We start from the raw sequence: 21827 nt of genomic DNA on the forward strand, positions 1-21827 counted from the left end.
GCCACCCGGAGGACACCATGTCGAAGTCGGTTCAACTCATCAAAGATCATGACGTTAAATGGATTGATCTGCGCTTCACGGACACTAAAGGTACTCAGCACCACGTGACCATGCCGGCTCGCGACGCGCTGGATGATGCGTTCTTCGAAGAAGGCAAAATGTTCGACGGTTCCTCCATTGCCGGCTGGAAAGGCATCGAAGCTTCCGACATGATCCTGATGCCGGACGACAGCACTGCCGTACTCGACCCGTTCACCGAAGACCCAACCCTGATCATCGTCTGCGACGTGATCGAGCCTTCGACCATGCAAGGCTACGACCGCGACCCACGTGCGATCGCCAAGCGCGCTGAGGAATACCTGAAGTCGACCGGTATCGGCGACACCGTATTCGTAGGCCCGGAGCCAGAGTTCTTCATCTTTGATTCGGTCAAGTTCAAGTCCGACATCTCCGGCTCCATGTTCAAGATCTTCTCCGAACAAGGTTCGTGGATGTCTGACCAGGACATCGAAGGCGGCAACAAAGGCCACCGTCCAGGTATCAAAGGTGGTTACTTCCCGGTTCCGCCGTTCGACCACGACCACGAAATCCGTACCTCCATGTGCAACGCCATGGAAGAGATGGGCCTGGTCATCGAAGTTCACCACCACGAAGTGGCGACTGCCGGCCAGAACGAAATCGGCGTGAAGTTCAATACCCTGGTAGCCAAGGCTGACGAAGTTCAGACCCTGAAGTACTGCGTACACAACGTGGCTGATGCCTACGGCCGTACCGCTACCTTCATGCCTAAGCCACTGTACGGCGATAACGGTTCGGGTATGCACGTTCACCTGTCCATCGCCAAAGATGGCAAGAACACCTTCGCTGGCGAAGGTTATGCCGGCCTGTCCGACACTGCCCTGTACTTCATCGGCGGTATCATCAAGCACGGTAAGGCCCTGAACGGCTTCACCAACCCGTCGACCAACTCCTACAAGCGTCTGGTGCCAGGTTTCGAAGCACCGGTAATGCTGGCCTACTCGGCGCGTAACCGTTCCGCTTCGATCCGTATTCCTTACGTGTCCAGCCCTCGCGCTCGCCGTATCGAAGCGCGCTTCCCGGACCCGGCAGCTAACCCATACCTGGCCTTCGCTGCGCTGGTAATGGCTGGCCTGGACGGTATCCAGAACAAGATCCACCCTGGCGACGCCGCCGACAAAAACTTGTACGACCTGCCGCCTGAAGAGGCCAAAGAGATCCCACAAGTGTGCGGCAGCCTGAAAGAAGCCCTGGAAGAGCTGGACAAGGGCCGTGCGTTCCTGACCAAAGGCGGCGTATTCAGCGACGACTTCATCGATGCCTACATCGAGCTGAAAAGCGAAGAAGAAATCAAAGTACGCACCTTCGTACACCCACTGGAATACGAGCTGTACTACAGCTGCTGATCCGGTAGCGCCGCTTAACGCGGCGTAACGAAAAAGACCTCCTTCGGGAGGTCTTTTTTTTGCCTGGCGTTTAGCGAGCCGGGGCGTGGCGGTCGAGCATGTTGCCCACCATCAAGGTGCCGAGGGCACTGAGCTGGTGAATGGCCAGGACGGTATCGCGGTGTTTGCCTTCCAGCGCCTCGGACAAATCAAGCAACAAGGTGCTGACCGAGGAGAAGGCTTCGAAGCTGTTGATCAGCAGGGATTCGTCGTCGCTGCCAGGGTCGATGGTGAAGACGGATGGAGGCGGATTTGGCGTTGGTTTGAACATTTTCTACATTCCTCTAATGAGGCCGCCTTCGCTTCGCTACTAAACGAAAGGGTGGCGGCTGTGCGCAGGTTAGTAGACCGGTGAATGTAGAAGCCCGGCGCATCCGAGGATGCCCTGCGCACAGCCACCATCAAGCACAGATTTGGGAAATCTGATTGATGGAGAATGCACGGCCTACAATTCGAATCCAGGCTACTAAACCTGATCGCTGATGAGCAGCGACCGAGCAACCTTAGAGACGACAAGCCAGCCGTACAAGCCGGCGGATTCTGGCGCACCTGTAGGCAAGCACGCAAGCTAAGGTAGCCTCTGGCTGACACTGCCCAAAATCTGCAAACCCAATCAAAATGTGGGAGCGGGCTTGCTCGCGAAGGCGGCGTATCAGTTAATGCATCGGGTGACTGACACACCGCCTTCGCGAGCAAGCCCGCTCCCACAAGGAGATCTACGTTGAAACATCGACTTGTGTTCGCTCTGTTATTTGTCAGCGTCAGTGCCAGCGCAGCGCCGCCCACTCTGGAGCCTTTGCTCAACAGCATCGCCGAGCGCCTGGAGATTGCCGATCAGGTAGCCCTGAGCAAATGGGACAGCCACAAGCCCGTAGAGGACAAAAAGCGCGAACAAGAGGTGATCGCCAGCGTCGCCGCCCAAGCTCCCAACTACAAACTCGACCCTTCTGCCGCCGAGAAATTTTTCTCGGCGCAGATCGAAGCCAATAAGCTGGTGCAATACACCCACCTGTCCGACTGGCAGTTCCAGGGCAAAGCCCCGGACGACCCGCGCCCGGATCTGGTGAAGCAGATTCGGCCGCAGCTGGACCAACTGCAAAAAACCCTGCTGCAGCAACTGGCCGACTTCACCCCCCAGCGCACCGACCCGCAATGCCCGCAGTGGCTGGCCACCGCCGTGCATGAGCCGCTGAATGATCCGCTGCGCCAACTGGCAATGATCCGCGCCACTGCCGAGCTGTGCATCTACAAAGGTTAAAGCCTGCAAACCCAATCAAAACCTGTGGGAGCTGGCTTGCCTGCGATAGCTATTTTGAATGCGCCACCGCTATCGCAGGCAAGCCAGCTCCCACATTGACCCCGCTCCTCCAGACAATTTTTCACCAGCCATCACTTCCTGAACAACCTTCACAAAACCGCACTATATTGGTGCGACAGCCTGCACACTTCCCACCCTCCCAGCCCATTTTGGTTCGATTCTTCTCGATCAAGCTGGCAGAACGCCACAGTTTCGCGCCTAAAACCCTTATTTCAGGGGTTTAACGCTTCTTTTCGGAGCCTTGGTTTGGTTTTTGCATTTTCCTTGTATCAGCGTGTGCCTCAAGCCCGCGCCTTGCTCCAAAAGAGGTCCCGATGACCATCAGCGATGCACTGCACCGTTTGTTACTCGACAACCTGACCACCGCGACCATCCTGCTCAATGACGACCTGCGTCTTGAGTACATGAACCCGGCGGCGGAGATGCTCCTGGCCATCAGTGGTCAGCGCAGCCATGGGCAGTTCATCAGCGAATTGTTCACCGAGTCGGCCGAGGCCTTGAGTTCGTTACGCCAGGCCGTGGAGCAGGCGCACCCGTTTACCAAGCGCGAAGCGATGCTCACCGCCCTCACCGGCCAGACCCTGACGGTCGACTACGCCGTGACCCCGATTTTGAGCAACGGCGCGACCCTGCTGCTGCTCGAAGTGCACCCGCGCGACCGTCTGCTGCGCATTACTAAAGAAGAAGCGCAGCTGTCCAAACAGGAAACCAGCAAGATGCTGGTGCGCGGCCTGGCCCACGAGATCAAGAACCCGCTCGGCGGCATTCGTGGCGCGGCGCAATTACTGGCCCGTGAGCTGCCGGAGGAACACCTCAAGGACTACACCAACGTCATCATCGAGGAGGCCGACCGCCTGCGTAACCTGGTGGACCGCATGCTCGGCTCCAACAAGTTGCCGTCCCTGGCGATGACCAACGTGCACGAAGTGCTGGAGCGCGTGTGCCAGCTGGTCGAGGCCGAGAGCCAGGGCTGCATCACCCTGGTGCGCGACTACGACCCAAGCATTCCCGACGTATTGATCGACCGCGAGCAGATGATCCAGGCGGTGCTCAATATCGTGCGCAACGCCATGCAGGCCATCAGCAGCCAGAACGAACTGCGCCTGGGCCGCATCAGCCTGCGCACCCGCGCCCTGCGCCAGTTCACCATCGGCCATGTGCGCCACCGCCTGGTCACCAAGGTCGAGATCATCGACAACGGCCCCGGCATTCCTGCGGAACTGCAGGAAACCATCTTCTTTCCCATGGTCAGCGGCCGCCCGGACGGTACCGGGCTGGGCCTGGCCATTACCCAGAACATCATCAGCCAGCACCAGGGCCTGATCGAATGTGAGAGCCATCCCGGCCACACCACGTTCTCGATCTTCCTGCCATTGGAACAAGGAGCCCCCACGACATGAGCCGTAGTGAAACTGTCTGGATCGTCGATGACGACCGTTCTATCCGCTGGGTCCTCGAGAAAGCCTTGCAACAGGAAGGCATGACCACCCAGAGCTTCGACAGCGCCGACGGGGTGATGAGCCGCCTGGCTCGCCAGCAGCCGGACGTGATCATCTCCGACATCCGCATGCCCGGCGCCAGTGGCCTGGACTTGCTGGCGCGGATCCGCGAGCAGCACCCGCGTTTGCCGGTGATCATAATGACCGCGCACTCGGATCTGGACAGCGCTGTCGCGTCTTATCAGGGCGGCGCCTTTGAATACCTGCCTAAACCGTTCGATGTGGACGAGGCCGTGGCGCTGGTCAAGCGCGCCAACCAGCACGCCCAGGAGCAACAAAGCCAGGAAGCCCCGCCAGCCCTGACCCGCACCCCGGAAATCATCGGTGAAGCACCGGCGATGCAGGAAGTGTTTCGCGCCATCGGGCGTTTGAGCCACTCCAACATCACCGTGTTGATCAACGGCGAGTCGGGCACCGGTAAAGAGCTTGTCGCTCATGCGCTGCACCGTCACAGCCCACGGGCGGCTTCGCCGTTTATCGCGCTGAACATGGCGGCGATTCCGAAGGACTTGATGGAGTCCGAGCTGTTTGGCCATGAAAAAGGCGCGTTCACCGGCGCGGCCAACCTGCGTCGCGGGCGCTTTGAACAGGCTGACGGCGGCACGCTGTTTCTGGATGAAATCGGCGATATGCCGGCTGACACTCAGACGCGCTTGCTGCGTGTATTGGCAGATGGCGAGTTCTACCGCGTTGGCGGGCACACGCCGGTCAAGGTCGATGTGCGCATCATTGCGGCGACCCACCAGAACCTCGAAACCCTGGTGCACGCGGGCAAATTCCGTGAGGACTTGTTTCACCGTTTGAACGTGATTCGTATCCACATCCCTCGGATGTCGGATCGCCGCGAAGACATCCCGACGCTGGCCCGCCACTTCCTCAGCCGCGCCGCGCAAGAATTGGCGGTGGAGCCGAAGCTGCTCAAAAGCGAGACAGAGGAATACCTCAAGAACCTGCCGTGGCCAGGCAACGTGCGTCAGTTGGAGAACACTTGCCGCTGGATCACGGTGATGGCATCCGGGCGTGAGGTGCACATCAGCGACCTGCCACCGGAGCTGTTGAGCCTGCCGCAGGATTCGGCTCCTGTGACCAACTGGGAGCAAGCGCTGCGCCAGTGGGCCGACCAGGCTTTGGCACGCGGCCAGTCGAACCTGCTGGACAGCGCCGTACCGGCCTTCGAGCGCATCATGATCGAAACCGCCTTGAAGCATACCGCCGGCCGCCGCCGCGATGCCGCCGTGTTGCTCGGCTGGGGCCGTAACACCTTGACGCGCAAGATCAAGGAGCTGGGGATGAAGGTCGATGGCGGGGATGATGATGAGGGTGATGAAGCCTAACTGCTGATCGTTCCCACGCTCGGCGTGGGAACGCCTCCCCGGACGCTCCGCGTCCGAGGCTCACCGCAAGTTCAGATCTGTGCACTGGTGACGCGGAGCGTCACACGATGCATTCCCACGCGGAGCGTGGGAACGATCAGGTGGAGTGCACCGCTTCAATGCACCATGAACTAGCATCGCGCACATCCAGCCAGCCTGAAACACCCGCCGAATCAAGAAAACATCAAACCGCAAAAACACCAAAGCCCCGTATTCCGGGGCTTTGCGCTTTCTGGCGAAATTTTTTGGCACACATTGCAACTTCTGGCACGCGCCCTGCAATAACCCTTACATCACCCAGTTTCGGGGACCTTGGTACAGGCAGGCCGAGAATCCCCTCTTTACACCCGGGGTGCTTGATGCGGATCGCGTCGCGCCCCACACCCGTTTCGGGAACCTCGGTACAGGCAGGCCGGGGATTCCCTCTTTAACACCGAAGCCTTGCAAGGCTTCACCCCGTTTTGGGAGCCCTGGTACAGGCAGGCCGGGAACTCCCTCTTTTATTCCTCGCGCAGATGGATCTGCAGCCGCCAGCGACCCTCGGCCTTCCCCCCTTTCCATTCCCCGCGCAACGGCCGAGCCGCCACCAGGTTCAGCAGCAGGCCGCCATCGGTCTTGCGAACGCGCCAATTCACGTCCTTGTCGTTGACCTTGAGTTGCCCGCTGGCAGCCTTGCCTTGCGCGCCGAACAGCAGCGCCACGGTGCCGTCGATATGTTCGCCGTGCAGCTTGGGTTCGCTGTTGAACCACACCACCACGCCGTCTGCCGCTGTTTCTACCTGCTGCAACTCAACCGGATCCGGCGTGGTCAGGCGACCGATCATCAGCCCAATCATCAAGCCAACAATCGCCAGTGAACCCATCACCCGTGGCAATAGCTTCGGCCTTGGGTCGTCTTCAGGGGTAGAATGCAACGCATCTTTGCCTTCGGAGCCGTGCATGTTTCACGTCATCCTTTTTCAACCAGAAATTCCGCCGAATACCGGCAACGTTATCAGGCTGTGCGCCAACAGTGGCTGCCACCTGCATTTGATCGAGCCGCTGGGCTTTGACATGGACGACAAACGCCTGCGCCGCGCCGGGCTGGACTACCACGAGTACGCCACGCTCAAGCGCCATGCCGACCTCGCAAGCTGCCTGGAAAGCCTGGGCCACCCACGGCTGTTCGCGTTCACCACCAAGGGCTCGCGACCGTTTCATGATGCCAGCTTTGCCGAAGGCGACGCCTTCCTGTTCGGCCCGGAAAGTCGTGGCCTGCCGGCGGAGGTGCTTGATGCTTTGCCCGATGGCCATCGTCTGCGTTTGCCGATGCGCGAGGGTTGCCGCAGCTTGAACCTGTCCAATACCGTGGCCGTCGCGGTCTATGAAGGCTGGCGCCAGCTCGGCTTTAAGTAACGCATAAACAAAATGTGGGAGCAGACCTGTGTGGGAGCTGGCTTGCCTGCGATGCAGTCACCTCGGTGTATCAGTGATACTGAGGTGATGCTATCGCAGGCAAGCCAGCTCCCACACAAGCCCGCTCCCACATTTTTTATTGCGTCAACTTACTGAACAGTCGACGAACCTTCCTGTTGCATGCGCTGCAGCTCTTGCGCGTACAGGGCATCGAAGTTCACCGGCGCCAGCATCAGCGCAGGGAACGAGCCACGGGTGACCAGGCTGTCCAGGGTCTCACGGGCATACGGGAACAGGATGTTCGGGCAGAACGCGCCCAGGGTGTGGCTCATGGACGCTTCGTCCAGGCCCTGGATCAGGAAGATACCAGCCTGTTGCACTTCAGCGATGAAGGCTACTTCTTCGCCGTTCTTAACAGTCACGGACAAGGTCAGCACGACTTCGTGGAAGTCGCCTTCCAGAGCCTTTTGACGGGTGTTCAGGTCCAGCGCAACGCTTGGGGTCCATTCCTGGCGGAAGATCGCCGGGCTTTTCGGCGCTTCGAACGACAGGTCACGCACGTAGATCCGCTGCAGCGAAAACTGTGGGCCTTGAGCTTCTGCTGCTTCGGTGTTCTGTTGGTCAGTCATCGCAGATCCTTCTTGATCTTGGGGTCTTTTAGGGTTTAGGAGTCAGACGAGCAGCAGCGCATCGAGTTTACCGGCGCGCTCCAGAGCGAACAGGTCATCGCATCCACCGACATGCTTGTCACCGATCCAGATCTGCGGCACGGACGTGCGTCCCGCTTTCTTGGTCATTTCGGCGCGCACCTGGGGTTTGCCGTCGACCTTGATCTCTTCGAAGGCAATGCCCTTCTTCTCAAGCAGGGCCTTGGCCCGCATGCAGTAGGGGCACCAATCGCTGGAGTAAACGACAACCTGGCTCATATCACTTCACCAGCGGCAGGTTATCGGCCTTCCAGCTGCCAATACCGCCGGACAGTTTGGCGGCGGTGAAACCGGCTTTGAGCATCTCGCGGGCGTGGGTGCCGGCGTGCTGGCCTTGGGCGTCGACCAGAATAATGGTCTTGGCCTTGTGTTTTTCCAGCTCGGGCAAACGGGCGATCAGCTTGTCCTGTGGAATGTTCAGGGCGCCGACGATATGGCCGGCGGCGAAATCCTTGGCCGGGCGAATATCCACGACAACGGCCTCATCCTTGTTGACCAGCGCGGTCAGCTCCGACGTGCTCAGGCTGCGGCCACCGCGGCTCATTTCATGAGCGATCAGCAGCGCCAGCAGGATGACGAAGGCACCCGCGAGCAGGTAGTGGGCAGTGGCAAATGCAATCAGGTGATCAACCATCAAGGAGGTTCCAGGGCGTTAAAATGGCGGTAAGTATACACAGCCGTCAGGGGCGGCCAACCCCCGTAAAGCGGTGACGTGGTCGGAACTTCGCTTTAAACTGCTACTCCCTTTTAGATTGCCTTCCTTTATTACCGCCGCGAGAGGATCTATGACTACCACGCCTAAACCTTTGGTCCTGATAATTCTCGATGGCTTCGGACACAGTGAAAGCCACCACGACAACGCCGTGTACTCGGCCAACAAGCCGGTACTCGACCGCCTGACGGCCACCGTACCCAACGGCCTGATCTCCGGCTCCGGTATGGATGTGGGCTTGCCGGACGGCCAGATGGGCAACTCGGAAGTCGGCCACATGAACCTCGGCGCCGGACGAGTGGTATACCAAGACTTCACACGCGTGACCAAATCGATCCGCGACGGCGAGTTCTTCGAGAACCCGACGATCTGCGCGGCGGTGGATAAAGCAGTCGCAGCCGGCAAGGCCGTGCACTTCATGGGCCTGTTGTCCGACGGCGGCGTTCACAGCCACCAGGATCACTTGGTCGCCATGGCCGAGCTGGCCTTCAAGCGCGGCGCCGACAAGATTTACCTGCACGCCTTCCTCGACGGCCGCGACACCCCGCCTAAAAGCGCGCAGTCGTCCATCGAACTGCTCGACGCCACCTTCGCCGCGCTTGGCAAGGGCCGTATCGCCAGCCTGGTCGGCCGTTACTTCGCCATGGACCGCGACAACCGTTGGGACCGTGTCTCCCAGGCTTATAACCTGATCGTCGACGGCCAGGCCGAATTCAACGCCGCCACCGCCCAGGAAGGCCTGGAAGCCGCCTACGCGCGTGGCGAGAGCGATGAGTTCGTCAAAGCCACCACCATCGGCGAGCCGGTGAAAGTGGAAGACGGCGACGCCGTAGTGTTCATGAACTTCCGCGCCGACCGTGCCCGCGAACTGAGCCATGTATTCGTTGACGCCGGTTTCAAAGACTTCGAGCGCGCCCGCCAGCCGAAGGTCGAGTTCGTCATGCTCACCCAATACGCCGCCAACATCCCGGCCCCGGCAGCTTTTGCCCCGGGCAGCCTGGAAAACGTGCTGGGCGATTACCTGGCGAAAAACGGCAAGACCCAGCTGCGCATCGCCGAAACCGAGAAATACGCCCACGTGACGTTCTTCTTCTCCGGCGGCCGTGAAGAACCGTTCCCAGGCGAAGAACGCATCCTGATCCCGTCGCCCAAAGTCGCTACCTACGACCTGCAGCCGGAAATGAGCGCGCCTGAAGTCACCGACAAAATCGTCGATGCCATCGACAACCAGCGTTACGACGTGATCGTGGTCAACTACGCCAACGGCGACATGGTCGGCCACAGCGGCAACCTGCAAGCAGCTGTAAAAGCCGTGGAATGCCTGGACCAGTGCGTCGGCCGTATCGTCGACGCCCTGGAGAAAGTCGGCGGCGAGGCACTGATCACCGCCGACCACGGCAACTGCGAGCAGATGTCCGACGAATCCACCGGGCAAGCCCATACCGCCCACACCACCGAGCCGGTGCCGTTCATCTATGTCGGCAAGCGCGACCTGAAAGTGCGTGAAGGCGGCGTGCTGGCGGACGTGGCGCCGACCATGCTGAAGCTGATGGGGTTGGAGAAGCCGAAAGAGATGACCGGTACTTCGATTCTGGTCTGAAACAGTTCGGGGGTTGCTCAAAGCGAGTAGCCCGTCAATAATGAAGGTGAGCGCGAAACCAGTTGCCTCCAGCGGCGATAACTGGCGTAGGAACCCCGTTGATGACTGGACATCAGCGTAGGGTGAGACCTCCACACCCCTGCTTGAGGGTGTGTATATGAATATCAAGCGCTCTAACTTAGGGCAGTTCGAGAGAACTGCCCTTTTCTTTGCCTGTTATAAAAGTTGGTAGCGTTTGTAAAGCAGCTCCCCATGGCGATGCTTATTCAGCGCCTTGGCATCGGTCTGCATGAAATTCCACAACACATTGCCTGCCTGGATATTCACCACCACCAGCATTTGTCGCTTGGTTTCATAAGCACCGATGAACGCCAGCCGAGCCGAGCCGTCGCTATAGGCGACACGCCAGATTTCCAGAGGCCCTGTCAGCGTATCCAGCGCGAATTTTACGTATCGTTCTCTGGCATCCTGCCGCTTTTCAACAATGTGCCCCAGCGTCGTGCGCTGGATCAACACCCTGCCCAGAGGGGAATCTATACAAACCTGAGGGCATGTCGAATCGGTAATCCCCAGATTTGAAGCTACGATATCGACAGCATCGGCAATGTCTTTGCCCGCCAACACCTCCTCGAGTGCGCAAGATCGTAGAGCCCGATCAAGGCTACGCAGGTCGGGCAATCCGTAATCGAGCCAGGTTTGCTGGCCTTTTGACTCATGAACACCGGACATTGCCGATCGCGCCAACTGACTGATTAGAGGGCTCGTGAGTCTATTCTCAGCAGCAAACACCAGTGCAGGTGGAGCGTTTCAAAGCGTTTCTTCGATAGTGTTTAACCTTCAAACCGCCCAATTAAATCGCCCTGAAAGGCTTTTTATGACGAACGCCTCAAAGCAGATGGCGTTGAGGCGTTTTTTTTGCGGCGCTTGGCGGGCATACTAGGCCGTCCATTTCCCTGGTGTCGCCCGCCTCTATGCTTCGCGCCTTGATTTCCCTCGCTCTTGTCTGCCTGCTCCAACCGGCGTTTGCCGATGAGCGCGCACAAACCCAACAACAGTTGGACGCTACGCGTCAGGACATTACCGAGCTGAAAAAGCTGCTCGGCAAGCTCCAGGAAGAAAAATCCGGGGTGCAGAAAGACCTGCGCGGCACGGAAACCGAGATGGGCAAGCTCGAGAAGCAGGTCCAGGAGCTACAAAAAGAATTAAAGAAGAGCGAGTCGGAACTGGAGCGACTCGACGCTGAGAAAAAAAAACTCCAGAGCGCACGCGTTGAACAGCAACGCCTGATCGCGATCCAGGCCCGCGCCGCCTACCAGAGTGGCCGCCAGGAATACCTCAAGCTGCTGCTCAACCAGCAGAACCCGGAGAAATTCGCGCGCACCCTCACTTACTACGACTACCTGAGCAAGGCGCGCCTGGCACAATTAAAGGGTTTTAATGAAACCCTGCGCCAGTTGGCCAATGTCGAGCAGGAAATCGCCGACCAGCAGTCGCAACTGATGGATCAGAAAACCGCCCTCGACACTCAGCGCGACCAGTTGGACAAGGTGCGCAAGGAGCGCCAGCAAGCCCTGGCCAAGCTCAACAATGACGTGAAGGCCCGCGACGCCAAGCTGCAGGCCCGCGAACAAGACCAGGCCGACTTGGGCAAAGTGCTCAAAACCATCGAGGAAACCCTGGCTCGCCAGGCACGTGAGGCTGAAGAAGCGCGGCAAAAAGCGCTGATTGCCCAGCAGGAAGCAGAAAAAAAGCGCCAGCGTGAAGCCGAGCTGGCCGCTACCACTGATGCGCCAGCGCCGCGTAAACCGGCGCGTGCAGCGCCCGGGCCGCTGGTTTCCAGCTCCGGCGAGAACTTCGGCGGCCCTTTTGCTTCAGCCCGCGGCAAACTTCCATGGCCCGTTGATGGTCGACTGCTGGCACGCTTTGGTGAAACCCGTGGCGATGACACCCGCGCCAAGTGGGATGGGGTGATGATCAGCGCCGCCGCCGGCAGCCAGGTCCACGCCGTTCACGGTGGCCGTGTGGTGTTTGCCGATTGGCTGCGCGGGGCCGGTTTGTTGGTGATTCTTGACCACGGCAATGGCTATTTGAGCCTTTACGGCCACAATCAGACATTACTCAAGTCGGCAGGTGATGTTGTAAAAGCCGGTGAATCCATCTCCACTGTCGGTAACAGTGGTGGCCAGGACACCCCGGCGCTGTACTTCGCTATTCGTCAGCAGGGCCGCCCGAGCGACCCTGCACAATGGTGCCGTTCCCAAGGATAGGGCTGCACCTACATTAGGAGTTCGTTCGACATGCTGCATTTGTCCCGCCTCACTTCGCTGGCCCTGACGATCGCCCTGGTGATCGGCGCGCCGCTGGCTTTTGCCGACCAGGCTGCATCGGCACCCGCCGCCACCGCAGCGACCACCAAGGCGCCGCTGCCGCTGGACGAGCTGCGTACCTTTGCCGAGGTCATGGACCGGATCAAGGCAGCCTATGTCGAACCCGTAGACGACAAGACCCTGCTGGAAAATGCCATCAAGGGCATGCTCAGCAACCTCGACCCGCACTCCGCCTACCTGGGGCCGGAAGACTTCGCCGAGCTGCAGGAGAGTACCAGCGGTGAGTTCGGCGGCCTGGGCATCGAAGTCGGTTCCGAAGATGGCCAGATCAAAGTGGTCTCGCCGATCGATGACACGCCTGCGTCCAAGGCGGGCATTCAGGCCGGCGACTTGATCGTGAAGATCAACGGCCAACCAACCCGTGGCCAGACCATGACCGAAGCCGTCGACAAGATGCGCGGCAAGCTCGGCCAGAAAATCACCCTGACCCTGGTACGCGACGGCGGCAACCCGTTTGACGTGACCCTGGCCCGCGCGACCATCACGGTCAAGAGCGTGAAGAGCCAGCTGCTGGAGTCGGGCTACGGTTACATCCGTATCACCCAGTTCCAGGTCAAGACCGGCGACGAAGTGGCCAAGGCCCTGGCCAAACTGCGCAAAGACAACGGCAAGAAACTCAACGGCATCGTGCTCGACCTGCGTAACAACCCAGGCGGCGTGCTGCAGTCGGCGGTTGAAGTGGTCGACCACTTCATCACCAAAGGCCTGATTGTTTACACCAAAGGCCGTATCGCCAACTCCGAGTTGCGCTTCTCGGCCACCGGCAACGACCTGAGCGAAGGCGTGCCACTGGCCGTGCTGATCAACGGCGGCAGCGCTTCGGCGTCGGAAATCGTCGCCGGTGCCCTGCAAGACCAGAAACGCGGCGTGCTGATGGGCACCACCAGCTTCGGCAAAGGCTCGGTGCAAACCGTATTGCCGCTGAACAACGACCGCGCCCTGAAGATCACGACGGCGCTGTACTACACGCCGAACGGTCGCTCGATCCAGGCCCAGGGCATCGTGCCGGACATCGAGGTGCGCAGGGCCAAGATCACCAACGAGGTCGACAGCGAGTACTACAAAGAGGCCGACCTTCAAGGTCACTTGGGCAATGGCAACGGCGGCGCCGACCAGCCGACCGGCAGCGGCAGCAAAGCCAAGCCGATGCCGCAGGACGACGACTATCAACTGGCCCAGGCGCTGAGCCTGCTTAAAGGCCTGAGCATTACGCGCAGCCGTTGATATGCGTTTTGCCCTGATCATCGCTGTGCTGTGCAGCCTGGCAGGCGTCGCCCATGCGACCCCTGCAGGCGAGCCGCAAAAAGCCTACCTGACCCTTATCATCGACGACCTGGGACAAAACCTGCCCAGGGACCGTCGTGTGCTGGCCCTGCCTGGGCCGGTGACCACGGCGATCATGCCCGACACGCCCCACGCCGCCGAATTTGCCCGTGAGGCGCACAAGGCCGGCAAGATCGTGATCCTGCATATGCCTATGGACCCGGCCACCGGCCCGTTCGCCTGGCACCCCGACTTGCCTATCGAAGAACTCGGCAAACGCCTGGACGCCGCCTTCAAGGTTGTGCCCTATACCGCCGGCATCAACAACCATATGGGCAGCCGCATGACCGCCCAGCCAGCGGCGATGGCGTGGCTGATGGCTGAGCTGCAACGGCGCAACAAGTTCTTTGTCGACAGCCGCACCAGCGCACAGACCGTCGCCGCCGCCGAGGCGCAGAAGATCGGGCTGGCGCATGTGTCGCGGGATGTTTTCCTGGATGACGAACGCACCGAAGCGGCGATTGCCACACAACTGCAAACCGCGATCAAGCTGGCGCACAAGCAGGGCTCGGTGGTGATGATCGGCCACCCTTACCCGCAAACGCTGGCGGTACTGGAGCGTGAGTTGCCCAAGCTCAAGGCCCAGGGCATCGACTGGATTGATATCAAGTTGATGATCAGCGTGCGCAGCAACCTAGCCATGGCTGCACACGGTAAAAACGGGACGTATCTTCCCGCGCGTAGATAGTTACCGCTCGGCGCCGAGTGCACTGCTCGATAGTTGATGCTCCCATCAACTGGAGAGCCCTCCATGAAGCCTCTGCAATTCAATGACCTGCTCATCAGCTTTACCAGCGAGTTTCTGCCGCTGTGGAACGACAAGGGGTCGGGCGCGCACAAAGCCGTCGGCCTCTGGCGGCCGAGCACCGCCTCCGATGCACTGAGACCGTTTTTTACCTTGGGTGATATTGCGGTCGACCACTATCGCAATATCAACCACGGCAACGTTGTCGCCGTCGTCAGCGACGCGAACAACGTCGACGGCACGGCCCTGCGTGCGCCCGTCGATTATCAATTGGTGTGGCAGGATGAAGGCACCGGAGCGCTGAGCAATGCATCTATCTGGCGCCCGCTGCCGCCAGAGGGCTATGTGGCGATGGGGCTGGTGTACGGCGTGGACTACGACAAACCTTCACGCCATGCCGTGCGGTGCGTGCGAAAAGACCTGGTGATGGCCGCTCAAACGGGCGAATTGATCTGGGACGATAAAGGCAGCGGCGCCACCAACGACTTAAGCCTCTGGTCGGTGACACCTCCCGATGCACCCGCCGGCGAAATATACCTCGCCCCCGGCACCTTCATAGGCCATGGCGACTATGCCAAGCCAAGCCTTGAGGCCTATTCACTGCGCCTGACATTGACAGCGCAACTGCACGACCTGCCGCCACCGCCCACGCTCAGCGGGTACGAAAGCCCGGGCAATGATGAATCCGTCCACACGCCTCAGGTGTGTGAGCTGCCATGGTTCTGTGTCAAAGACCCGGAGTTGGCCGTGATCGAACAGTTTCAGGCATCGCCCACCTACCGCCTGGAGCGCACGGACCGCCACCTGTGTGTCGGCTTTGGGCACAACACCGAAGCTACCAGTCAGCCATTCATGTGGACGGCCGCGAAAGGTGAAGTAAGCGGGACTGCCAAGGCACTGGCGGCCAACACCAGTATCGGTCTGGGCAAAGAGTGGCCGGTGGGCGAACACGTCTTCGAATTGAGTTTTTCGGCGCACCTGGATCGCGACTTCACACACACGCAGCGCTCGGCGAAAGGCTGGGACCAGGCTTCGTCGCTGGAAATCATCACTTATGTTCCGCCGAAAAAAGCCGTTGCGGCGTACCTTGTCCAAAGCGAATACCGCCTGCTGCGACAGGACGGCAGTCAGGTTTCAAGCACCGCCAGCTATACCAATGGTGACCACGTGTACATGAGCGAGTCTCCAAACGCAGAGGTGCTGCCTGATGAGTCACCTCAAGCAGAGCCCGAACTAGAGGTAACGGGCCATGATCTGATCGACACCACCCTCACCCCGTAACTGCTCGAGTGCCGCCTGAAGCTTGGCCACCACCTCATCCGGCACGTCTTTGTTCAGCGCCAGGTACAACTGGGCACTGTTGAAGCGCAGCACGGTTTTCAGTTGGGTCACCCCCACCTGGCGAGCCAGATAACGGCCCGCCGGATCGCCGGTGGCCCACAGGTCGATCTGGCCATCCACCAGCTTTTGCGCATTGTCCTGATCACGTAGCGCAACGATGGGCTTAAGGCCCTGCTTTTCCAGGGTCTCGGCAATGGCATCACCTTTGTAGGCGCCGACCTTGTATCGACGAGCCTGTTCAAGGTCTGTCAGCTCAATCTTGCTGTCGGCCTTGGCCAGCATCACCCAATCATCAGGGCCGATGGGGCCGACCCATTTGAACAGGGCTTCGCGGTCTGGCAGGCGCGCCATCACAAAGACACCGTAGCCGGGCTTTTCCAGGGCGAGTTTGTAGATGCGCTCCCAAGGGAAACGCAGAGTCAGGTTGTAGGAAATGCCCGCACGCTTGAACGTCTCGCGCACGATATCGACGGCGATGCCCTCGATGTTTTCTTCCTTGGCGAAGTTCTTGCCGTTTTTCGCCATGTTGTAAGGCGGGAAGTTTTCCGTCAGCAACACCAGGGAGGCGTCGGACGGTTCCTCGGCGTGAGCCGAGCCCGTCAACAGAATGGACGTACTGGCGAGAGCAAGCAGAAGGGTCTTGAACATGAAGGCTACCGGAATCCATGGCAAGCGCAGAGAGTGCCCCGCGCCTGCCAGGGTGTCCAGCAGCGTTTAGCGAACGACGATACCGCGTGCGGCCATATAGGCTTTTGCCTCCGGCACGGTGTATTCGCCAAAGTGGAAAATGCTCGCCGCCAGCACCGCACTGGCGTGGCCTTCGATCACGCCGTCGGCCAGGTGCTGCAGGTTGCCGACGCCGCCGGAGGCGATCACCGGAATGCCCAGCGCATCGCTGATGGCGCGGGTCACGCCCAGGTCGAAGCCGTTTTTCATGCCGTCCTGGTCCATGCTGGTCAGCAGGATTTCACCGGCGCCCAGGGCTTCCATCTTCATCGCCCATTCCACCGCGTCCAGGCCGGTCGGCTTGCGACCGCCGTGGGTGAAGATCTCCCAGCGCGGGGTTTCGCCCGGGCCGGAGACCTTCTTGGCGTCGATGGCGACCACGATGCATTGCGAGCCGAAGTGCTGCGCGGCTTCGCCGACGAACTCCGGGTTGAACACGGCGGCGGTGTTGATCGAGACCTTGTCCGCACCGGCGTTGAGCAGGTTGCGGATGTCTTGCACGGTACGCACGCCACCGCCCACGGTCAGCGGGATAAACACTTGGCTGGCCATGCGCTCGACGGTATGCAGGGTGGTGTCGCGGCCGTCGACGCTGGCGGTGATGTCGAGAAAGGTAATCTCGTCGGCACCTTGCTCATCGTAGCGACGGGCGATTTCCACCGGGTCACCGGCATCGCGGATGTTCTCGAACTTGACGCCCTTGACCACGCGACCGTTGTCGACGTCCAGGCAAGGGATGATGCGTTTGGCCAGCGCCATGGTCAGTCCTCAGCCGTTGTAGGCGTCGCAGTAAGCCTGGGCTTCGGCGACGTCCAAAGTACCTTCGTAGATCGCGCGACCAGTGATGGCGCCGATGATGCCGGGCGCCTTGGCGTCCAGCAGCGACTTGATATCGCCCAGGTTGTGAATGCCACCGGAGGCGATCACCGGGATCCTGGTTGCAGCGGCCAGCGCAGCGGTGAACGGCACGTTGCAGCCCTGCATCATGCCGTCTTTGGCGATGTCGGTATAAACAATGGCGGACACGCCGTCGGCTTCGAACTGCTTGGCCAGGTCGATGACCTGCACGGTGCTGATTTCAGCCCAGCCGTCGGTGGCGACGAAACCGTCTTTGGCGTCCAGGCCCACGATGACTTTGCCCGGAAACGCGCGGCAGGCTTCGGCCACAAACGCGGGGTCTTTCACCGCTTTGGTGCCGATGATCACGTAGCTCACGCCAGCCTTGACGTAGTGCTCGATGGTTTCCAGGGAGCGAATGCCGCCGCCGATCTGGATCGGCAGGTTCGGGTAGCGCTTGGCGATGGCAGTAACCACTTCGCCATTGACTGGCTGGCCTTCGAAGGCGCCGTTCAAGTCCACCAGATGCAGACGACGGCAGCCCCCTTCTACCCATTTGGCAGCCATGCTCACCGGGTCATCGGAGAACACGGTGGAGTCTTCCATGCGGCCTTGGCGCAGGCGTACACAAGCGCCGTCCTTGAGATCGATAGCGGGGATAATCAGCATCTGGCAAACCTTATTCGATATTCAGCAATGCTTGGGAAATCAGGGTTTCTCAAGCGACCACAGGTCGCTTTCGATGCTTTCGAACCTTTCTTTAAGGAGCGTCTGCGTGTCGAAAATCGCCCTGTTGTAATAGTGCGGCGCCACTTCGGTGGTGAACAGCTCAAGAATCTCGGCGACCTCGAACGAGCCCAACTTGAGTTCGAAGCGGTCCTCCATGAAACGCTTGATCTTGTCGGTCGCCTCACGCTCCTGTTCGGGCGTGAGGTTCAAGATCGGCGGCTTCGGCTTCTTGGCCATTACCAGCGACCATCCCACGCGGCGAAGTTCTGCAGCAATTGCAGGCCATGGGTATGGCTCTTCTCCGGATGGAACTGCACGGCAAAGCGCGAACCGTCGGCCAGCGCTGCGGCGAAGTCGACGCCATAATGCCCGCCACCCACCACTTGGCGCGGGTTGCCAGCATTGATGTAGTAGCTGTGCACAAAGTAGAAACGCGCCAGGTCCGGAATGTCGTGCCACAGCGGGTGATCGACGGTCTGGCTGACTTCGTTCCAGCCCATATGGGGCACTTTCAAGTGCGCGCCGTCTTCGTGCAGGTCTTTGCCAAAGAACTTCACCTGGCCGGGGAACAGGCCGATGCAGTCGACGCCGCCGTTCTCTTCACTGCTGTCGAGCAAGGCTTGCATGCCCACGCAGATGCCGAGGAACGGGCGGTCCTGGCTGACTTCGCGCACCAGGCTGTCAAAGCCCAGGCGGCGGATCTCGGCCATGCAATCGCGAATCGCGCCGACGCCGGGGAACACCACGCGGTCGGCTTCGCGAATCACATTGGCGTCGCTGGTGATCAGCACCTTGCCGGCGCCCACGTGCTCGAGCGCCTTGGCCACCGAGTGCAGGTTACCCATGCCGTAATCGATAACCGCGACCGTCTGCATTACAGAACGCCCTTGGTCGACGGCATTTGCCCGGCCATGCGGTCATCCAGCTCTACGGCCATGCGCAGTGCGCGGCCGAATGCCTTGAACACGGTTTCGATCTGGTGGTGGGTGTTGGTGCCGCGCAGGTTGTCGATGTGCAGGCTGACGAGTGCGTGGTTGACGAAGCCCTGGAAGAATTCCTGGAACAGGTCGACATCGAAGCCGCCCACGGTAGCGCGGGTGTACGGCACATGCATCTGCAGGCCTGGGCGGCCGGAGAAGTCGATGACCACACGCGACAGCGCTTCATCCAGCGGGACATAGGCGTGACCGTAGCGACGGATGCCTTTTTTGTCGCCGATGGCCTTGGCAAACGCCTGGCCGAGGGTGATGCCTACGTCTTCCACCGTGTGGTGGTCGTCGATATGCAGGTCGCCCTTGCTGACGATATCCAGGTCGATCAGCCCATGACGGGCGATCTGGTCCAGCATGTGCTCAAGAAAAGGTACACCGATATCAAATCGGGCCTTTCCGGTGCCATCCAGGTTGATCGAGGCTTTGATCTGGGTTTCCAGAGTGTCGCGCTCGACGGATACCTTACGTTCGGCCATCACCAGCTCCGCAAAATCATTGGGCGAAAAAGGCAGCCATTATAGGGGCGCGGGCGCTAAACAGAAACATCGAAGGGGATAAGACTGATGGAGTGTCGGGGATAGACATGTGCATACAAGCAGGCGCTCCAGGATGGTGCGCCCCGCCGCTGTCTTGAAACGAGTAGAGATCCAGTGTGGGAGCTGGCTTGTGTGGGAGCTGGCTTGCCTGCGATGCAGACACCTCGGTATGTCGGCCACACCGCGGTGATGCTATCGCAGGCAAGCCAGCTCCCACACAAGCGCGGTTCCTGTGGGAGCCGCGCTCGCCCGACTACAGCGGCATCAGTGGAACAACACCGCCGTCTTCTGCAGGGTCACCCACACACCCCACGCCAACGGAATACCTACCACCAGCCAGGCGGCAACAGCCATCGGCACAGTACCAGGGGCCGCTTTCCACTCCAGCGAAGTGCTGGCATCGGCGCCTTTGTCATGGCCCAGCGCCTGCTCGGCAGCCAGTTCAGCGTCGGTCATGAAGTACTTGTCGGCCACCGGGCGCACCAGCAGGTTGCAGAGGAAACCCAGCACCAGCAGGCCTGCAAGGATGTACAAGGTGATGTCGTAAGCCGCAGCGCGCGGAACGCCGATGCTCAGTTGGTATTCGCGAAGGTAGTTCACCAACACCGGGCCCAGCACGCCGGCCGCCGCCCATGCGGTCAACAGGCGACCGTGGATCGCGCCGACCATTTGGGTGCCGAACAGGTCGGCCAGGTACGCAGGCACAGTCGCAAAACCGCCGCCGTACATCGACAGGATGATGCAGAACGCCGCCACAAACAGCGCCACGTTGCCCAGATGCCCCAGGTTCGGGATCAACGCGTACAGGGCAAAGCCCAGGGCGAAGAACACGAAGTAGGTGTTTTTACGGCCCAGGTAGTCGGAGAACGACGCCCAGAAGAACCGGCCACCGATGTTGAACAGGCTCAACAGACCGGTGAAACCTGCAGCGATGGCCGCAATAGAGGCCAACTGGCCCGCGTCCAGTTGACCGAACGGCACATCCACACCCAGCAACTTGCCACCGAACACTTCCTGCAGCAGCGGCGAAGCCATGCCGAGGATGCCGATACCGGCGGACACGTTCAGGCACAGCACCAGCCATACCAGACGGAATTGCGGGGTTTTCCACGCCACGTTCACGTGCACGTGACGGTGGGTGATCATCGCGTTGCTGGCTTTTTTCGCCGGCGCGGTCCAGCCCTCAGGCTTCCAGCCGGTCGGCGGAACGCGGTAGGACAGTGCGCCACCGATCATGAACACGAAATAAATCACGGCCATGACTACAAAGCTCTGCCACACGCCCACGCTGGTTGGCGAGGCGAAGTGGCCCATCAGCGCTGCGGCCAACGGTGCACCCACCATTGCGCCACCGCCGAAGCCCATGATCGCCATGCCAGTGGCCATGCCGCGCTTGTCCGGGAACCACTTGATCAGGGTCGATACGGGCGAGATATAACCCAGCCCCAGGCCAATACCACCGATCACGCCGGAGCCGATCCACATCAGCCAGATCTGGTGGGTATAAATCCCCAGCGCCGAGATCAACAGGCCGCCGCACCAGCACAACGCCGACACAACGCCCGCCTTACGTGGCCCGGCATGTTCCAGCCAGCCGCCCCAGATGGCTGCCGAGCAACCCAGGAAGATGAAGAACAGGGTGTAGATCCAGCCCAGCATGGAGATGGGCCAGTCGCACTGGGACGAGAAGACTTGCGCGATAAAGCTCATGTCCGGCGCGCAGGCGACCGGCGCGGTGATACCCAGAGCCTTGGACAGCGGCAGCCAAAACACCGAGAACCCGTAGGCCATGCCGATGCAGAGGTGGATGGCCAGGGCGGCCGGCGGAACCAGCCAGCGGTTGAAGCCGGGCTTGGCGATAATGCGCTCCTTGGACAGGAACGCGGGCTGCGCGGCAGTACTACCGGCCGCAGTGCTAGTGCTCATTGGTGTTTCCCCCAGTTATTAGTATGTGTCCGTCAGGCGCTCTCTCCCTCGACCTTGCACGCAGAGCGTTGGCCGTTGTTGTTGAGTAAAGCTCCTTTTAAGCGCGACGCTGTGTCGCAGACGACAGACGAACCCGCGAAGATTAGCACCAGTGGATGACAGAAAAACCAAACTGACATCACCTTTTTCACTCAACCTGATCTGCCTGACGGCAAAAT

Annotated in this window: 23 protein-coding genes; 10 read left to right on the forward strand and 13 right to left on the reverse strand. The window is 60.2% G+C overall.

Going from position 1 to position 21827, the window contains the following annotated elements; all coding sequences use genetic code 11:
• Positions 1 to 17 precede the first annotated feature (17 nt).
• Positions 18 to 1424, forward strand: a complete 1407-nt coding sequence (gene glnA / locus HBO41_RS13790) for a glutamate--ammonia ligase (RefSeq protein ID WP_017138628.1) — start codon at positions 18 to 20, stop codon at positions 1422 to 1424.
• Positions 1425 to 1494: 70 nt separating this feature from the next.
• On the opposite strand, the gene HBO41_RS13795 is transcribed toward glnA, so the two are convergent.
• Entirely contained in the window at positions 1495 to 1734 is a 240-nt protein-coding gene (locus tag HBO41_RS13795) for a DUF6124 family protein (protein ID WP_017138629.1), read from the reverse strand.
• Positions 1735 to 2184: 450 nt separating this feature from the next.
• On the opposite strand from HBO41_RS13795, the gene HBO41_RS13800 reads away from it, so the two are divergent.
• The 3 genes from HBO41_RS13800 to ntrC all read left to right on the forward strand — a co-directional run bounded on the left by HBO41_RS13800 (position 2185) and on the right by ntrC (position 5614).
• The gene (locus tag HBO41_RS13800) at positions 2185 to 2721 is read left to right on the forward strand and encodes a chorismate mutase (protein WP_169986624.1); all 537 of its coding nucleotides are present in this window, start codon (positions 2185 to 2187) and stop codon (positions 2719 to 2721) included.
• A 374-nt stretch (positions 2722 to 3095) separates the two neighbouring features.
• Complete coding sequence (glnL, locus tag HBO41_RS13805; protein WP_017138631.1) at positions 3096 to 4181, forward strand: nitrogen regulation protein NR(II); 1086 nt, start codon at positions 3096 to 3098, stop codon at positions 4179 to 4181.
• Positions 4178 to 5614 (forward strand): nitrogen regulation protein NR(I), encoded by a 1437-nt coding sequence (gene ntrC, locus HBO41_RS13810; protein WP_017138632.1) that lies wholly within the window; start codon positions 4178 to 4180, stop codon positions 5612 to 5614. Before glnL ends, ntrC begins: the two co-directional genes overlap by 4 nt.
• Positions 5615 to 6153: 539 nt before the next feature.
• On the opposite strand, the gene HBO41_RS13815 is transcribed toward ntrC, so the two are convergent.
• Complete coding sequence (locus HBO41_RS13815; RefSeq protein ID WP_169986627.1) at positions 6154 to 6594, reverse strand: hypothetical protein; 441 nt, start codon at positions 6592 to 6594, stop codon at positions 6154 to 6156.
• On the opposite strand from HBO41_RS13815, the gene HBO41_RS13820 reads away from it, so the two are divergent.
• Complete coding sequence (locus HBO41_RS13820) at positions 6593 to 7048, forward strand: tRNA (cytidine(34)-2'-O)-methyltransferase (RefSeq protein WP_003171120.1); 456 nt, start codon at positions 6593 to 6595, stop codon at positions 7046 to 7048. The genes HBO41_RS13815 and HBO41_RS13820 overlap by 2 nt on opposite strands.
• A gap of 149 nt (positions 7049 to 7197) precedes the next feature.
• Here the strand turns inward: HBO41_RS13820 and secB are convergent, their stop codons facing one another.
• Genes secB through HBO41_RS13835 form a run of 3 tightly spaced genes read right to left on the reverse strand, consistent with a single transcriptional unit; the run spans position 7198 to position 8389 of the window.
• Positions 7198 to 7677: a protein-export chaperone SecB gene (gene secB / locus HBO41_RS13825; RefSeq protein ID WP_012721755.1), complete on the reverse strand. Its 480-nt coding sequence runs from the start codon at positions 7675 to 7677 to the stop codon at positions 7198 to 7200.
• A gap of 42 nt (positions 7678 to 7719) precedes the next feature.
• On the reverse strand, positions 7720 to 7974 hold the full coding sequence (gene grxC / locus HBO41_RS13830; RefSeq protein WP_017138634.1) for a glutaredoxin 3: 255 nt from the start codon (positions 7972 to 7974) through the stop codon (positions 7720 to 7722).
• 1 nt (position 7975) lies between these two features.
• On the reverse strand, positions 7976 to 8389 hold the full coding sequence (locus HBO41_RS13835) for a rhodanese-like domain-containing protein (protein WP_017138635.1): 414 nt from the start codon (positions 8387 to 8389) through the stop codon (positions 7976 to 7978).
• 151 nt (positions 8390 to 8540) lie between these two features.
• Between HBO41_RS13835 and gpmI the strand changes: the two genes are divergently transcribed.
• Complete coding sequence (gene gpmI, locus HBO41_RS13840) at positions 8541 to 10067, forward strand: 2,3-bisphosphoglycerate-independent phosphoglycerate mutase (RefSeq protein WP_017138636.1); 1527 nt, start codon at positions 8541 to 8543, stop codon at positions 10065 to 10067.
• Between the two features lie 216 nt (positions 10068 to 10283).
• Here the strand turns inward: gpmI and HBO41_RS13845 are convergent, their stop codons facing one another.
• Positions 10284 to 10796, reverse strand: a complete 513-nt coding sequence (locus HBO41_RS13845; RefSeq protein ID WP_099549497.1) for a PBECR2 nuclease fold domain-containing protein — start codon at positions 10794 to 10796, stop codon at positions 10284 to 10286.
• 242 nt (positions 10797 to 11038) lie between these two features.
• On the opposite strand from HBO41_RS13845, the gene HBO41_RS13850 reads away from it, so the two are divergent.
• The 4 genes from HBO41_RS13850 to HBO41_RS13865 all read left to right on the forward strand — a co-directional run bounded on the left by HBO41_RS13850 (position 11039) and on the right by HBO41_RS13865 (position 15803).
• Positions 11039 to 12334 carry a murein hydrolase activator EnvC gene (locus HBO41_RS13850; protein ID WP_017138638.1) on the forward strand — a complete coding sequence of 432 codons (1296 nt, stop codon included), beginning with the start codon at positions 11039 to 11041 and terminating at the stop codon, positions 12332 to 12334.
• Positions 12335 to 12364: 30 nt separating this feature from the next.
• Positions 12365 to 13678: a S41 family peptidase gene (locus tag HBO41_RS13855; RefSeq protein WP_017138639.1), complete on the forward strand. Its 1314-nt coding sequence runs from the start codon at positions 12365 to 12367 to the stop codon at positions 13676 to 13678.
• A gap of 1 nt (position 13679) precedes the next feature.
• A complete protein-coding gene (locus HBO41_RS13860) occupies positions 13680 to 14465 on the forward strand; it encodes a divergent polysaccharide deacetylase family protein (protein ID WP_138449379.1) in 786 nt (261 codons plus the stop codon).
• Positions 14466 to 14528: 63 nt separating this feature from the next.
• Positions 14529 to 15803: a Vps62-related protein gene (locus HBO41_RS13865; protein ID WP_169986629.1), complete on the forward strand. Its 1275-nt coding sequence runs from the start codon at positions 14529 to 14531 to the stop codon at positions 15801 to 15803.
• Here the strand turns inward: HBO41_RS13865 and HBO41_RS13870 are convergent.
• The 7 genes from HBO41_RS13870 to HBO41_RS13900 form a co-directional block, all read right to left on the reverse strand.
• On the reverse strand, positions 15756 to 16511 hold the full coding sequence (locus tag HBO41_RS13870; RefSeq protein WP_017138642.1) for an ABC transporter substrate-binding protein: 756 nt from the start codon (positions 16509 to 16511) through the stop codon (positions 15756 to 15758). The genes HBO41_RS13865 and HBO41_RS13870 overlap by 48 nt on opposite strands.
• A 66-nt stretch (positions 16512 to 16577) precedes the next feature.
• Positions 16578 to 17348, reverse strand: a complete 771-nt coding sequence (gene hisF, locus HBO41_RS13875) for an imidazole glycerol phosphate synthase subunit HisF (protein ID WP_017138643.1) — start codon at positions 17346 to 17348, stop codon at positions 16578 to 16580.
• A gap of 9 nt (positions 17349 to 17357) precedes the next feature.
• Entirely contained in the window at positions 17358 to 18095 is a 738-nt protein-coding gene (hisA, locus tag HBO41_RS13880) for a 1-(5-phosphoribosyl)-5-[(5-phosphoribosylamino)methylideneamino]imidazole-4-carboxamide isomerase (RefSeq protein ID WP_008435688.1), read from the reverse strand.
• Positions 18096 to 18134: 39 nt separating this feature from the next.
• Complete coding sequence (locus HBO41_RS13885; protein ID WP_005783916.1) at positions 18135 to 18392, reverse strand: DUF2164 domain-containing protein; 258 nt, start codon at positions 18390 to 18392, stop codon at positions 18135 to 18137.
• Positions 18392 to 19030: an imidazole glycerol phosphate synthase subunit HisH gene (gene hisH / locus HBO41_RS13890; protein WP_017138644.1), complete on the reverse strand. Its 639-nt coding sequence runs from the start codon at positions 19028 to 19030 to the stop codon at positions 18392 to 18394. The genes HBO41_RS13885 and hisH overlap by 1 nt, the downstream gene beginning before the upstream one ends.
• Complete coding sequence (gene hisB / locus HBO41_RS13895; protein ID WP_017138645.1) at positions 19030 to 19623, reverse strand: imidazoleglycerol-phosphate dehydratase HisB; 594 nt, start codon at positions 19621 to 19623, stop codon at positions 19030 to 19032. The genes hisH and hisB overlap by 1 nt, the downstream gene beginning before the upstream one ends.
• A 324-nt stretch (positions 19624 to 19947) precedes the next feature.
• Entirely contained in the window at positions 19948 to 21609 is a 1662-nt protein-coding gene (locus HBO41_RS13900) for an OFA family MFS transporter (RefSeq protein WP_099549501.1), read from the reverse strand.
• Positions 21610 to 21827: the final 218 nt, after the last annotated feature.

This window comes from Pseudomonas sp. WS 5146 (genome assembly GCF_012985495.1).
GTDB classification, from domain to species: domain Bacteria; phylum Pseudomonadota; class Gammaproteobacteria; order Pseudomonadales; family Pseudomonadaceae; genus Aquipseudomonas; species Aquipseudomonas edaphica.

What these genes read in the sequence shown, in the direction of transcription:
- glnA (WP_017138628.1), top strand. Translation starts at nt 18, where the DNA reads ATGTCGAAGTCGGTTCAACTCATCAAAGATCATGACGTTAAATGGATT.
- HBO41_RS13795 (WP_017138629.1), bottom strand. Translation starts at nt 1,734, where the DNA reads ATGTTCAAACCAACGCCAAATCCGCCTCCATCCGTCTTCACCATCGAC.
- glnL (WP_017138631.1), top strand. Translation starts at nt 3,096, where the DNA reads ATGACCATCAGCGATGCACTGCACCGTTTGTTACTCGACAACCTGACC.
- ntrC (WP_017138632.1), top strand. Translation starts at nt 4,178, where the DNA reads ATGAGCCGTAGTGAAACTGTCTGGATCGTCGATGACGACCGTTCTATC.
- HBO41_RS13820 (WP_003171120.1), top strand. Translation starts at nt 6,593, where the DNA reads ATGTTTCACGTCATCCTTTTTCAACCAGAAATTCCGCCGAATACCGGC.
- HBO41_RS13815 (WP_169986627.1), bottom strand. Translation starts at nt 6,594, where the DNA reads ATGCACGGCTCCGAAGGCAAAGATGCGTTGCATTCTACCCCTGAAGAC.
- secB (WP_012721755.1), bottom strand. Translation starts at nt 7,677, where the DNA reads ATGACTGACCAACAGAACACCGAAGCAGCAGAAGCTCAAGGCCCACAG.
- grxC (WP_017138634.1), bottom strand. Translation starts at nt 7,974, where the DNA reads ATGAGCCAGGTTGTCGTTTACTCCAGCGATTGGTGCCCCTACTGCATG.
- HBO41_RS13835 (WP_017138635.1), bottom strand. Translation starts at nt 8,389, where the DNA reads ATGGTTGATCACCTGATTGCATTTGCCACTGCCCACTACCTGCTCGCG.
- gpmI (WP_017138636.1), top strand. Translation starts at nt 8,541, where the DNA reads ATGACTACCACGCCTAAACCTTTGGTCCTGATAATTCTCGATGGCTTC.
- HBO41_RS13845 (WP_099549497.1), bottom strand. Translation starts at nt 10,796, where the DNA reads ATGTCCGGTGTTCATGAGTCAAAAGGCCAGCAAACCTGGCTCGATTAC.
- HBO41_RS13850 (WP_017138638.1), top strand. Translation starts at nt 11,039, where the DNA reads ATGCTTCGCGCCTTGATTTCCCTCGCTCTTGTCTGCCTGCTCCAACCG.
- HBO41_RS13855 (WP_017138639.1), top strand. Translation starts at nt 12,365, where the DNA reads ATGCTGCATTTGTCCCGCCTCACTTCGCTGGCCCTGACGATCGCCCTG.
- HBO41_RS13860 (WP_138449379.1), top strand. Translation starts at nt 13,680, where the DNA reads ATGCGTTTTGCCCTGATCATCGCTGTGCTGTGCAGCCTGGCAGGCGTC.
- HBO41_RS13865 (WP_169986629.1), top strand. Translation starts at nt 14,529, where the DNA reads ATGAAGCCTCTGCAATTCAATGACCTGCTCATCAGCTTTACCAGCGAG.
- HBO41_RS13870 (WP_017138642.1), bottom strand. Translation starts at nt 16,511, where the DNA reads ATGTTCAAGACCCTTCTGCTTGCTCTCGCCAGTACGTCCATTCTGTTG.
- hisF (WP_017138643.1), bottom strand. Translation starts at nt 17,348, where the DNA reads ATGGCGCTGGCCAAACGCATCATCCCTTGCCTGGACGTCGACAACGGT.
- hisA (WP_008435688.1), bottom strand. Translation starts at nt 18,095, where the DNA reads ATGCTGATTATCCCCGCTATCGATCTCAAGGACGGCGCTTGTGTACGC.
- HBO41_RS13885 (WP_005783916.1), bottom strand. Translation starts at nt 18,392, where the DNA reads ATGGCCAAGAAGCCGAAGCCGCCGATCTTGAACCTCACGCCCGAACAG.
- hisH (WP_017138644.1), bottom strand. Translation starts at nt 19,030, where the DNA reads ATGCAGACGGTCGCGGTTATCGATTACGGCATGGGTAACCTGCACTCG.
- hisB (WP_017138645.1), bottom strand. Translation starts at nt 19,623, where the DNA reads ATGGCCGAACGTAAGGTATCCGTCGAGCGCGACACTCTGGAAACCCAG.
- HBO41_RS13900 (WP_099549501.1), bottom strand. Translation starts at nt 21,609, where the DNA reads ATGAGCACTAGCACTGCGGCCGGTAGTACTGCCGCGCAGCCCGCGTTC.